General features: G+C 67.3%; 12 protein-coding genes. 4 read left to right on the top strand and 8 right to left on the bottom strand.

Translation table 11 applies throughout. The features are described 5' to 3' along the window. Window positions 1-4: 4 nt before the first annotated feature. The 6 genes from ACPXCG_RS09850 to sfnG form a co-directional block, all read right to left on the bottom strand. The gene (locus ACPXCG_RS09850; protein ID WP_425791513.1) at window positions 5-490 is read right to left on the bottom strand and encodes a DUF4334 domain-containing protein; all 486 of its coding nucleotides are present in this window, start codon (window positions 488-490) and stop codon (window positions 5-7) included. Between the two features lie 106 nt (window positions 491-596). Further along, window positions 597-1,478: a lysophospholipid acyltransferase family protein gene (locus tag ACPXCG_RS09845; protein ID WP_425791511.1), complete on the bottom strand. Its 882-nt coding sequence runs from the start codon at window positions 1,476-1,478 to the stop codon at window positions 597-599. Beyond that, window positions 1,475-2,296: a GNAT family N-acetyltransferase gene (locus ACPXCG_RS09840; RefSeq protein WP_425791509.1), complete on the bottom strand. Its 822-nt coding sequence runs from the start codon at window positions 2,294-2,296 to the stop codon at window positions 1,475-1,477. Before ACPXCG_RS09840 ends, ACPXCG_RS09845 begins: the two co-directional genes overlap by 4 nt. Before the next feature lie 167 nt (window positions 2,297-2,463). Next, complete coding sequence (locus ACPXCG_RS09835) at window positions 2,464-3,420, bottom strand: electron transfer flavoprotein subunit alpha/FixB family protein (protein ID WP_425791507.1); 957 nt, start codon at window positions 3,418-3,420, stop codon at window positions 2,464-2,466. A gap of 56 nt (window positions 3,421-3,476) precedes the next feature. Then, window positions 3,477-4,262, bottom strand: coding sequence for an electron transfer flavoprotein subunit beta/FixA family protein (locus tag ACPXCG_RS09830; protein ID WP_425791505.1), 786 nt, complete (start codon window positions 4,260-4,262; stop codon window positions 3,477-3,479). Window positions 4,263-4,463: 201 nt separating this feature from the next. Continuing rightward, on the bottom strand, window positions 4,464-5,588 hold the full coding sequence (sfnG, locus tag ACPXCG_RS09825) for a dimethylsulfone monooxygenase SfnG (protein ID WP_425791503.1): 1,125 nt from the start codon (window positions 5,586-5,588) through the stop codon (window positions 4,464-4,466). Between the two features lie 258 nt (window positions 5,589-5,846). On the opposite strand from sfnG, the gene ACPXCG_RS09820 reads away from it, so the two are divergent. From ACPXCG_RS09820 to ACPXCG_RS09810, 3 genes are read left to right on the top strand one after another with little or no spacing between them, the layout of a single operon-like run. After that, window positions 5,847-6,614, top strand: coding sequence for a class I SAM-dependent methyltransferase (locus ACPXCG_RS09820; protein ID WP_425791502.1), 768 nt, complete (start codon window positions 5,847-5,849; stop codon window positions 6,612-6,614). Between the two features lie 13 nt (window positions 6,615-6,627). Next, a complete protein-coding gene (locus tag ACPXCG_RS09815) occupies window positions 6,628-8,202 on the top strand; it encodes a 1,4-alpha-glucan branching protein domain-containing protein (protein WP_425791500.1) in 1,575 nt (524 codons plus the stop codon). A gap of 19 nt (window positions 8,203-8,221) precedes the next feature. Next, a complete protein-coding gene (locus ACPXCG_RS09810) occupies window positions 8,222-9,496 on the top strand; it encodes a glycosyltransferase family 4 protein (protein WP_425791498.1) in 1,275 nt (424 codons plus the stop codon). A gap of 16 nt (window positions 9,497-9,512) precedes the next feature. Here ACPXCG_RS09810 and ACPXCG_RS09805 read toward each other — a convergent pair whose 3' ends face one another. After that, window positions 9,513-10,262: an acyltransferase gene (locus ACPXCG_RS09805; RefSeq protein ID WP_425791496.1), complete on the bottom strand. Its 750-nt coding sequence runs from the start codon at window positions 10,260-10,262 to the stop codon at window positions 9,513-9,515. A 96-nt stretch (window positions 10,263-10,358) separates the two neighbouring features. Between ACPXCG_RS09805 and ACPXCG_RS09800 the strand changes: the two genes are divergently transcribed. After that, window positions 10,359-11,693, top strand: a complete 1,335-nt coding sequence (locus ACPXCG_RS09800; protein WP_425791494.1) for a PQQ-binding-like beta-propeller repeat protein — start codon at window positions 10,359-10,361, stop codon at window positions 11,691-11,693. Here the strand turns inward: ACPXCG_RS09800 and ACPXCG_RS09795 are convergent, their stop codons facing one another. Next, window positions 11,694-12,320, bottom strand: coding sequence for a DUF3887 domain-containing protein (locus ACPXCG_RS09795; RefSeq protein WP_425791492.1), 627 nt, complete (start codon window positions 12,318-12,320; stop codon window positions 11,694-11,696). Between the last annotated feature and the right edge of the window lie 15 nt (window positions 12,321-12,335).

The following is a 12,335-nucleotide window of genomic DNA, read 5'->3' as shown; positions in this document are numbered from 1 at the left end:
CCCCTCAGACGCGCTCGAGCAGAAAGTACAGGTGACGGCCGTCGACGACCGCGGCCTTGCCGTTCATGATGCCCATGACGGTGTTCACGTCCACCTTCTTGAAATGGTCGATGACGGCCTGCCCGTCGTAGACCATCGACGCCGTGACCTCGCCACGGAACTCGATGGCCCACAGGCTGGCCTCACCCTTGGCGAATTCGATGTTCGAGAAAAGTTTGCCGTTCTCGTCTCGGCACATCAGCGGCTGGACGTCGGAACGCGACGTGAAGGTCTTGCCGAACCAGCGGGCCTTGTCCAGGAGGCCGTTGGCCGGGTGCCCGGTGGTGAACTCGTCGCCCCTCCACGCGCCGAACATCTCTTCGGGGCGAACGGTCTCCAGGGCCGCCCACACCGAATCGAGCTCGGCGTCGTCGACCAGCCCGGTCGCAGACCTGAGTTGGGTGAATCGTGCTCGGGCCTCGGCTCGGGACAGGGCCGGTGCGGAAGTCATGGCTCGAACGCCTCCTGGTGTTGATCACGACACCGGGCGGGCGCCCGGCTCAGGGATACAACATATATGAGATATGTACCACGGGCATCGGGCGGTGGACGGTCGGTCAGGCCGTGACCAGACGCTCGCAACGCGCGGCCAGGGTCCGACGATCGGTGTCTGGCAGCTGCGACTCGTGCACACGGATGTCGACGGTCAGGCCGCGGGCCCGCAGGACGCGGGCCCGCAGGGTGTCCAGCGGGCTGTCGTCGCCGATGAAACTGGGGGCCGAGGTGGGTGATCCGTCCATCGCGGTGAACCTCAGTCGGATCGGGGTCACCGGGACACCGGCATCGATCGCGGCCTGGAAGAACGCCGGACGGAACCGCCCGGCCTCCCGCCCACACCACGTGGTGCCCTCCGGGAACACCGCGACCGAACGGTCGCGGTGGAGTTCGTCGACCGCGCTGCGAATTGTCGCGGGGAGCTCACGCAGTGATGCCCGCTCGACCGGGATGATGCCGAGACGCCGGGCCAGACCCGAGACCACCGGCATCGTCGTCACGTCGGACTTGGCGACGAAGTGCGACGGGCTGACCACCGCGACGGCCAGGATGTCCAGGTAGGAGACGTGATTGGCGACGACCAGCCCCCTCGACGTACCGGCGAACGGACGCCGGTCATCGATGCGAACAGCGACGCCGAGGGCGGCCAGGAGATGCCTCGCCGCCCAGCTGAGGAACCGCCGGCGCAGCAGCCGCGGGGCTAGCGCAACCATCGGTCCGAAGACGACGAGGAAACACACGACCACCACCAGGCGGACCATCCGGACCATCACCACCACGAGGTTCACCACCACCGGCGTCTGCTCGCGACAGTGATCGCCGCACCGACTGGCCGGATACCAGGCGTGACGTAGGTCCGGTAGAGCCGCCGCAGGCGCAGCGATCGCGGGTGCCGCGGCGGGCCGTGCCGCGGCCAGCCCGGGCGCCGCCACCGCGGCGGTCATTTGCGTGCTCCCACCGCGAGCCGGTCGACGCACGACTGCATCCGTTCGAGATACCGGTTGTTGCCGTGCAGCCGGTCGAGCACGGTGACGAAATCCCCCACGTCGAAGGCGGCGTCGAGGGCCGGTTCACCGCACACGCGAGCACCGAGCCGCAGATAGCCACGCATCAAGGCGGGCACCGCAACCACATCCGGTGGTCCGATGTCGTCGAGACGGCGCCCACCGATGTTCGCGGGTAGATGCGGATACACCTGCCAAGGCGCCTGATACCGATCCCGCAGGACGTCGCGAACTCCGCGCAGCGCGCTTCCGCGCGGGCCCGGCCCATTCAGCGGCACCGACACACACCCCATCAGATACCGATGGCAGGTTTCATCGAGGTGGTGCAGCAGGGCCGCCCACATCAGCGCGGTCGTCGTGCCCTGACGGTGGCCCGGGGCCACCACGGCACGGCCCATCTCCACGGTGTCCGATGCGATGCCCGCGAGTTCGTGGACGTCGAACTCGGTGCCGGTGTACCAACCGCCGGCCGCAGCGGCGCGCGCCGGTGACAACAGCCGGGCCGACCCGATGAGTCCGTCGTCGGCGTGGCGGACCACCAAGTGCTCGCAGAACTCGTCGAATCGATCGCCGTCGCGCCCGGTGACCGGGTCACCGATCACGTCGGCGAAACCGGGCTCCGCGCCGAACACCCGGTAGCGCAACTCCTGGATCTCCACGATGTCGGCGGGATCCTCGGTGAGGCCCACGACCACCGGGCCGGCCATCAGGAGCGGACGGGTGACGCCGGTGCGGGACGGGCTGGGCGCGAGTGTCATGCCCCGATGACATCCACCACGGACGACGGGGCGCCAACGGCGGCATGTCATGTCGGTGCTGGGCCGGTGAACGTCGGCGACACCGGATGAACACGGCCCGAAACGGCGATGGCCCCCCGGCGTGTCGAGATGACACGGCCCGGGGGGCCATCGCGGAAGTGATCAGGTCACTTGCGCTTCTTGACCTCTTCGGTCAGCTGCGGGGCGACGTTGAACAGGTCGCCCACGATGCCGTAATCGGCGATCTCGAAGATCGGCGCCTCTTCGTCCTTGTTGACGGCGATGATCGTCTTCGAGGTCTGCATGCCTGCACGGTGCTGGATCGCACCGGAGATGCCGAGTGCGATGTAGAGCTGCGGCGACACGGTCTTGCCCGTCTGGCCGACCTGGAACTGGCCCGGGTAGTAACCCGAGTCCACCGCGGCGCGCGAGGCACCGACGGCGGCACCGAGCGAGTCGGCGAGTTCCTCGACCACGGAGAACTTGTCCGCGCTGCCGACGCCACGTCCACCGGACACGACGATCGACGCCTCGGTCAGTTCCGGCCGGTCACCGCCGACGTTCGGCTCGACCTTGGTGATCTTCACGACGCCCTCGGCCTGGGCCGGGACCTCGACGTCGACGCGCTCGCCTGCACCGGCCTGCGGTGCTGCCTCGACACCACCCGGACGAACCGAGAAGACCGGGGTGTCACCCTTGGCCTTGGCGTCAACGGTGAACGCACCACCGAAGATGGAGTGGATACCCACGCCACCCTCTTGCACGTCGATCACGTCGGCGAGTACGCCCGAGCCCAGGCGCACGCCCAGACGACCGGCGATCTCCTTGCCGTCGGCGGTGGCCGCGACCAGGATGCCCGCCGGGGAGGCCTGCTCGGCGACCGATGCCAGGACATCGACCTGCGGGGTGACCAGGTAGCTCGCCGCGTCGTCGGACTCGGCGACGTAGATCTTCTCCGCGCCGGCCTCCTTGAGACCGTCGATGATGCCGTCCGCCGAACCCGCGGCGCCCACGACCACCGCGGACGGGGTGCCGAGCGCGCGTGCGGCGGTGATCAGCTCGCTGGTGACCTTCTTGAGGGCGCCTTCGGCGTCCTGCTCCACGAGCACTAGTACTTCAGCCATGTTCTTATCTCCTGAATGTCTCTTTTATCGCCAGTTGCTCTGAGTGACCGTCCGGACTAGATGATCTTCTGCGAGACCAGGTATTCGGCGACCTTGGTGCCGCCGTCACCTTCGTCGGCGACGCGCTCACCGGCGGTCTTCGGCGGCTTCGGATTCGATGCGGTCACCTCGGTGCCGGCGTGCTCGAGACCCACATCGGTGGCCTCGACGTCGATCTCCGCGAGGGTGACGACCTGAACTTCCTTCTTCTTGGCAGCCATGATGCCCTTGAAGGACGGGAAGCGCGGCTCGTTGATCTTCTCGTTGACACTCACGATGGCCGGCAACTGCGCCTCGATGTGGAAGATGCCGTCGTCGGTCTCGCGCTCACCGGTGAGCGTCTCGCCCTCCAGGGTCAGCTTGCGCAGATGGGTGAGGTGCGGCAGCTCCAGGTACTCCGCGATCATCGCGGGGATCGCCCCGACCCGTCCGTCGGTGGCCTCGTTGCCCGCGATGACCAGCTCGACACCCTCGACGGTACCGAGGGCACGCGCCAGCACGTACGCGGTCTGCACCGCATCCGAGCCGTGCAACTGATCGTCCTTGATGTGGATGGCTTTGTCGGCGCCCATCGACAGCGCCTTACGGATCGCCTCGGTCGCGCGCTCGGGACCCGCGGTCAGCACGGTCACCTCGCCACCGTCGGCTTCCTTGATCTTCAGGGCCTCTTCGACCGCGCGCTCGTTGATCTCGTCGAGAACGGCGTCAGCGGCTTCGCGATCCAGGGTGAAGTCACCGTCGGTAAGCTTGCGCTCGGACCATGTGTCGGGAACCTGCTTGATCAGAACGACAATGTTTGTCATGGGTCTGCGTCGACCTCCTGCGTCGGTTTCTCCCACCTTACTGCCGAGTAAGTTGGGTTCGGTCTCCCCCACTTTAGCGTTAGCTCGGGAAGCACAAAACATCGACTACCTCACATAACGCACCGACTGGGACAACCGACGAATCGTGGCCCACCGCGGTGAACGCGATGGGCCACGACAGCCGAGGGGTCGGTGGACCGGTCAGACGCCGACCAGCGAGTGCTCGGTCGAGCGTTCGGCCGCCTCGATTTCGCGGACGAGGGGCAGCACCCTCTCGCCGAAGTATTCGATCTCCTCCTGGAAGTGCAGGAACCCGCCCAGAATGAGGTCGACGCCACGCTTGCGGTAGGCCACGATGCGCTCGGCGATCTGCTCCGGTGTACCGATCAGCCCGGTGCGGAATCCGTCGTTGTACTGCACGAGGTCCTCGAAGCTGGAGTCCGCCCACATCCCGGTCTTGCTCGACGTCGAATTACCTGCCTGCTGCACCGCGTCACGGAATCCCTCCACCGCGGGCCGGTTGGCCTTCTCGACGATCTCCCGCAACGTGTCGCGGGCCTCCTTCTCGGTGTCCCGCGCAATGATGAAGCCGTTCAGCCCGAACTTCACCTCACGGCCGACCTCGCGTGCGGACGCCTGTACGTCGATCAGCTGTTCGGTCACCCCGTCGAAGTCCTTACCGTTGGAGAAGTACCAGTCGGAATGACGCCCCCCATTGCGCCGGGCCGCCAGCGAGTTGCCGCCCTGGAACAATTCCGGGTTCGGGCGCGCCGCTGTGTTCAGCGGCTTGGGCTTGAGCGTGAAGTCATGGATGCGATAGAAATCGCCCCGGAAATCCACGTCGTCCTCGGTCCAGATCTTGCGCAGGACCTGGAGGAACTCCGCGCTGCGCCGATACCGTTCGTCGTGCTCGAGCCAGGGTTCGCCCAGGTGGGTGAACTCGTCCTTGAACCAGCCACTCACCACGTTGACCGCGAAACGACCACCCGAGAGGTGATCAGCAGTGGCACCGAACTTCGCGAGCACCGCCGGCTGCCAGAGACCGGGATGGACCGCAGCGATCACCTTCAGGCGCTGGGTCACCAGAAGCAGTGCAAGGCTGAAACTCGTTGATTCATGCTGGAATTCGGCGCCATAGCTGGCCTCGTACCGGACCTGGGACAACGCATACTCGAAGCCGTTCTCCTCGGCCGTCTGCGCCAGCCGGACGTTGTAGTCGTGGTGCCAGCTCGTCCGCTGCTCGATGTCGCTGGTGACGAGTCCGCCGCTCACGTTGGGGACCCAGTAGGCGAACTTGATCTCGTCGGAAACCGATTCGGTGGTCATGGCAGTGGTCAATCCTCCCGAATGCGGGCACGGCAATGCCCACACATGTTGTGTGTCAAGCGAAATGGAGTTCGCGATGTCGTTCGCGGAGACATCGGGCCGGCATCCGTCGCCTTGTCCGACAATGTCAGCACCCGCCGGTCGAGCGGGTCAACGATAGGTTCAGGATGAACCAAAGGAGCGCCGGAGGGCGTTGGCCAGGTCGTCCGGGGAGAACACTCTCCGGTCGCCGTGACAGGGGGCACTAGTCTCGTGGGGATGAGCGAGTCACACGAGACCCTCGCGTTGACGGGCGAGCGAACCGTCCCCGGTATCGCCGAGGAGAACTACTGGTTCCGGCGGCACGAGATCGCCTACGCCCACGTCCTCGATCGCTGTTCGGGTGCGGACGTGCTCGAGGCCGGCTCGGGTGAGGGGTACGGCGCGGCCATGCTGGCCACCCGCGCACGCTCGGTGACCTGCGTCGACTACGACAGCAGCGCCGTCGAACACACCCGACGCAGGTACCCGGGGCTGATCGTCCACCAAGGCAATCTGATCGACCTCCCACTCCCCGACGAATCCGTCGACATCGTGGTGAACTTCCAGGTCATCGAACATCTCTGGGATCAGCCCGCATTCATCGCCGAATGCCGTCGGGTCCTGCGCCCGGGCGGACAGCTGTTCATCTCCACGCCGAACCGCATCACCTTCTCCCCCGGTCGCGACACCCCGCTCAACCCGTTCCACACCCGCGAACTCAATGCCGCCGAGATGACCGAGCTGCTCACCGACGCCGGGTTCGAGGTGACCACGATGTCCGGCGTTTACCACGGCCCGCGGCTGGTCACGCTCGACGAGAAGTGGGGTGGATCGCTGATCGACGCCCAGATCGAGCGAGCACTGGCCGGCGAACCATGGCCGGATGACCTCTCGGGTGACGTCGCGGCGATCGCCACCGACGACTTCGCCGTCCTGGATCCGGCTCGGGACGGCGTCGACATCGACGCCGGCCTCGACCTCTTCGCCATCGCCGTCCGGCCCTGATCAGCGGCGCCCGATGACCCCTCGATCCGGTTCCGCCGTACCCGGCCGATTCACGTTGGTCCTGCACTCCCATCTGCCATGGCTGGCCAATCACGGCCGGTGGCCGGTCGGTGAGGAATGGCTCTACCAGTCCTGGGCGGGCTCCTACCTACCGCTGTTCGCGATGCTGCGCCGGCTTGCCGACGACGGGGCACTGGATCAACTGTCTCTCGGCATCACGCCGGTCCTGGCCGCACAACTCGACGATCCGCACTGCGGCTCGTCGATGTACGAATGGCTCGCCGACTGGCAGCTCCGCGCCGTCGAGGCGGCGATCGCACCGGACCCGTCGCGGCGCGCACTGGGCAGTCGTGAGTACCGTGCCGCGGCGGATGCGATGGCCGAGTTCGAGACGCATTGGCGGCACGGCGCGAGCCCGCAGATCCGCACGCTGGCCTCGTCCGGCGTCGTGGAGGTCCTGGGCGGCCCGCTGGCCCATCCCTTCGCCCCACTCCTCGACCGCCGGCTGCGGCAGTTCTCGTTGGCCGAAGGCCTCGACGACGCGCGGGCACGGTGGGCGACTCGTCCGACGGGCATCTGGGCTCCGGAATGTGCATTCGACCCGGGGATGGAGACCGAGTACTCCGCGGCGGGCGTCGGGCATTTCATGGTGGACGGTCCGACACTCAAGGGCGACACCGCACTCGGCCGGCCCGTCGGTGACACCGATGTCGTCGCGTTCGGCCGGGATCTCAGCATCAGCTACCGCGTGTGGTCGCCGAAGTCGGGATATCCGGGGCATGCCGCCTACCGCGACTTCCACACCTACGACCACGCCACCGGCCTGAAACCGGCCCGGGTCACCGGACGGGGTGTGTCGTCGGCCGACAAGAAGCCCTACGACCCGGCGCGCGTGGACGCGGTGATCGACCGTCACGTCGACGATTTCGTCGACCACGTGCGACGCCGACTCGTCGACGAATCCGCACGACAGGGGCGACCGGCACTCGTGGTGGCCGCCTTCGACACCGAGTTGTTCGGCCATTGGTGGCACGAGGGTCCGGTCTGGCTCGAACGCGTCCTGCGTCGGCTCCCCGAGGCGGGGGTCGACGTCGGCACGCTCGCCTCCGCACGACGAGACGGCTTTGTCGGCACACCGGTGCAACTGCCGGCGTCGTCGTGGGGATCGGGCAAGGACTGGCGGGTGTGGAACGGGCCGCAGGTCGAGCACCTGGTCGCACTGAACGCCGAGGTCACCGAGACGGCGCTGAAGGCGGTCGACAAGATCCTCGCCCCGGGGGTCGGGGGTGCGCCCGGACACCCGGCCGGACGCAACCGGGTGGCCGATCAGATCATCCGGGAGACCTTGCTGACGGTGGCCTCCGACTGGCCGTTCATGGTCTCCAAGGACACCGCGGCCAACTACGCTGTGGATCGGGCACACAAACACGCGCACGCGACCCGCGAGATCTGCGACGCCGCACTCCGGGGACGCGACGACCTGGCGCACCGCCTTGCCGGCGCCTGGGCGCGCGCCGACAATCTGTTCGCCGGGCTCGATGCGCGACGACTGCACACCAGGGATGCGGTCGACGAGGTCCGGGGATGACCGCGACGGGGGATGGCAGATGAGGATCTTGATCGTCTCGTGGGAGTACCCACCCGTAGTCGTCGGCGGCCTCGGCCGCCACGTTCACCACTTGACGACCGAGCTCGCCGCCCAGGGGCACGACATCGTGGTGCTCACCCGCCGCCCGACCGGGACCGACGCGGTGAGTCATCCGACCACCGAGACCCGTGTCGACGGTGTCCGGATCATCGCCGCGGCCGAGGATCCCCCGGAGTTCGAGTTCGGCCGCGACATGATGGCGTGGACGCTGGCGATGGGCCATTCGTTTGTCCGGACCGGCCTGAGAGTTCTCGCCGGCGAGCGTAATTCGCCGGAACAGCAGCCCTGGCTGCCCGACGTCGTCCATGCCCACGACTGGCTGGTGGCGCATCCGGCCATCGCACTCGCTGAGTTCTTCGACGTTCCGCTGGTCTCGACCATCCACGCCACCGAGGCCGGCCGCCACAGTGGCTGGGTGAGCGGACCCACCAACCGGCAGGTGCACTCGGTGGAGTGGTGGCTGGCGAGCGAATCGGATTCGCTGATCACGTGCTCGGCGTCGATGCGCGACGAGGTCACCCGGCTCTTCGGACCCGACCTCCCGGATATCTCGGTGATCCACAACGGGATCGACATCAGGACCTGGCCCTTCGCGCCACGGCCGACGCGCTCCGGCCCACCGGAACTGTTGTTCGCGGGGCGGCTCGAATATGAGAAGGGTGTGCAGGATCTGCTGGCCGCGCTCCCCCGCATCCGCCGCACCCACCCCGGCACCACCCTGACCGTCGCCGGAACCGGCACACAACTGGAATGGCTGGTCGAACAGGCCAGGCGCCACCGCGTGACCAAGGCCGTCCGGTTCCTCGGCGCCGTCGACCACCAGGGTCTGATCGGGCTCATGCATCGATGCGCCGCCATCGTGCTGCCCAGCCGCTACGAACCGTTCGGGATCGTCGCCCTCGAGGCGGCCGCGACCGGCGCGCCGCTGGTGGTGTCCACAGCAGGCGGGCTCGGTGAAGCGGTGACCGACACGACGACCGGACTCACATTCGATCCGGGCGACGTCGCGGGCATTGCGACGGCGGTGCGCGCCGCGCTGAGCGATCCGGCGGCCGCCGCCACCCGCGCGGCCCGGGCGCGCGACCGGCTCACCGAGGAGTTCTCGTGGAGCGAGGTCGCCGAGCGCACCGCAGGCGTCTACCTGGCCGCCAAACGCCGGGTCCGTCATCCGGTCGGACGCCCCAGCATCCCCGAGCGGCCCCTGCCGGAACGCGATCCGGGGCAATCGGACTGAGAAATCACCGAGCAGGTCACCGCTCCCGTTCGGCTGCCGCCTTCTTCCGCTCGATGTCGGCCAGCGCACGTTCGAGCTCGGCTCGCTCCTCGGCGCTCGTGGCCCAATCGTCCTTGCGATTCTTCACGACCCGAGCAGGCGCTCCCACCGCGATCGAGAAGTCCGGGATGACACCTCTGACCACCGCGTGCGAGCCGAGTACGCAGCCGCGGCCGACGATCGTGTTGCGCAACACCGACACCTTGGCCGCGACCCACGTGTCCGGCCCGATCCGGACCGGGCCCTTCACGATGCCCTGGTCCTTGATGGGCAGCGTGATGTCGTCCATCTTGTGGTCGAAATCGCAGATATAGCACCAGTCCGCGATGAGGGTGGAGCCGCCGATCTCGAGATCGAGGTAGGAGTTGATGACGTTGTTGCACCCGAGAACTGTCTTGTCGCCGATCTTCAGGCTGCCCTCGTGACAGCGGATCGAGTTGCCGTCGCCGATGTGCACCCAACGGCCGATCTCCATCCTCGACATCTGAGGGGTCGCGTGGATCTCGACGTTGCGTCCCAGGAAGACCATGCCGCGCAGCACCACGTGCGGGTTGGCGACCCGGAAGCGCGCCAGACGGTAGTACCGGACGAGATACCACGGCGAATAGGCCCGGTTGCGCACCACCCACCGCAGCGAACCAAGGGTCAGAAACCGCGCCTGTGCTGGGTCTCGGCGCCGGCCCGCCGTCCACCGGGACCGATAGGAGGCATTCCACATCGTGGTCATGACGACAAACCCTAATCGACCCGAATTCCCGGCACGATAGGCTCTCTGCTGGCACGTCGTCCGACGGGGCAGATCGCGATGAGAACAGGAGCTTCGATGGCTGTGACGGCCGGTGGGCGTGGGGTTCCCCGTCGTGTTGCGACAACCTTCGCGGCGCTGCTGATGACCGTCATCGCCGTGGTGGCGTCGGCCTGCTCGGACGGCGAGGTCGATGTCCGTTCGGTCGCCGGACCGGGGTGGTCGAGCTATGGCGGCAACGCAGCCAACTCGAACTTCGCCTATCCCGCCGTTCCCGACGACCTCGCGCTGAGCTGGACCCGCCCCACCGGCGGCCCGGTGACCGCACCGATCACGATCTCCACCCAGTCCAACGTCGGCGTCACGTCGAACACGGCGAGCGGGTGCAATCTGCTGATCCTCGATCCGCACAGCGGTCGGAAGAACTTCTGCAAGCGGATGCGCCCGGGAATCGAGGTCAACTCTCTACTGTCCGACCAGTTCGACCAGCCGTACGTCGGTGAGGAGACAACCTTCCTGGCGTTCAACGCCGGTGGTGCGATCCGGTGGCGGATGCCCGTGCTGGGAGTCCCGTTGTCGGCGAAGTTCGCCGCACCGGGGCAGGTCCTCGTCGCCACCACCCAGGGGCAACTGCTCCTCATCGACAGCCAGACAAACGAACTCGTCGCACCCGAGGTTCGGCTGCGCGCCGATGCCAACCCCGACGACCCGACCTACGGCTTCGGCGAGTGCGTCACCAACGGCCCACGCTGCGCGGTCCCCGCACCACCGGCGGTCGACGAGGCGCATCAGCGGTTCTTCCTCAACTTCTGGCCGCAGGGTGCCATCGCCTCGCAGGTCCGCGCGATGTCCTACGCCGAGCAGAACGGTGCGCGCGTGATGCGCGAGGCCTGGCATGCCGACGTCCCCGGCGGTGTCGTCGGCTCCCCGACGCTGTCCGCCGACGGCGGCACGGTGTACACCTTCAGTCGTCTCGGCAAGCTCGTGGCGCTGGATGCGGCCACCGGCAAGACGCGGTGGACCTATGACAACGGCGGCTACGGCTTCGGCACCATGTCGGTGTCGCCGGACGGCCTGATCATGCCGACGGGTGTGCTCGGTGCCCCGCTCACCCTGCTGCGCGACCGCGGCGACCACGCCGAACAGGTCTGGCAACGCAAGGATCTCGCATCGGTGAGCCTGTCCACCCTGACCGATCAGGGCACCGCGTGGACCGTCATCCGAGACAAGGGCAAGGACACCTTGTCGCTGGCCGAGGTGTCGACCGCCGACGGCTCGACGAAACGCACACTGCCGCTTCCGGAATCGGGCGGATTCGCGACGGGCGTCGCCGTGTCGGCGAGGGGCCAGATCGCGACCGCGACGAATATCGGCAAGGTCTACTTCTTCGACAGCAAGGCCGAGATCGACTGATCAACGATGGAGCGGACTCGCCTCGGCCGCATCCGGATCGAGGAAGAACAGACCCGCGATCCTGCCATCGGTGTCGTAGGCGACCCGCATCGTCGTTGCTCCGGCTTCCTGTTCGATCGCCACGTCCACGACCGTATGCAACCCGTGTAGGCGCACGAAGGGCGAACCGATCGACTCCACCTCGCCACCGAGTGCGATCACCGACGCCCATGCGTCGGCCAGGCCGGGCCCGTCGATGGCGGCCGCCATCTGCGCCGTGAACCTCGACACGACAACCGCCCACTCACCACCGCGGATCCGGTCCAGCAGGTCCACCGCCATCACATCTGCCTGTGGTATCAACGTTTTCGTCATCGGTTCTCCCGTCCTCGGATCGATCGGCTTTCCGAAACGCTGGAAGGCCGCCTGTCGCGTGACGCCGACGACGTCACCGATCTCCTGCCAGGTGCATCCACACTCCCGCGCCCGCCTCGCGGTGGCGCTCAGCAACTCCTCGGCACGACGACCGAGTTGGAGCGCGTCGTACACCTGGGCCAGCGCACCGGTTTTCGCCACGGCGTCGCCACCGGATCCGATACTGCGCGCGTACCGCTCGACCTCGTGGGACAGTTCATGCACCTCACCCATGCGTAAACCGTAGAT

Origin of the sequence: Gordonia sp. DT218 (genome assembly GCF_049847105.1) — a bacterium.
Lineage (GTDB): Bacteria > Actinomycetota > Actinomycetes > Mycobacteriales > Mycobacteriaceae > Gordonia.
This window is presented reverse-complemented; position numbering and strand designations above follow the sequence as displayed.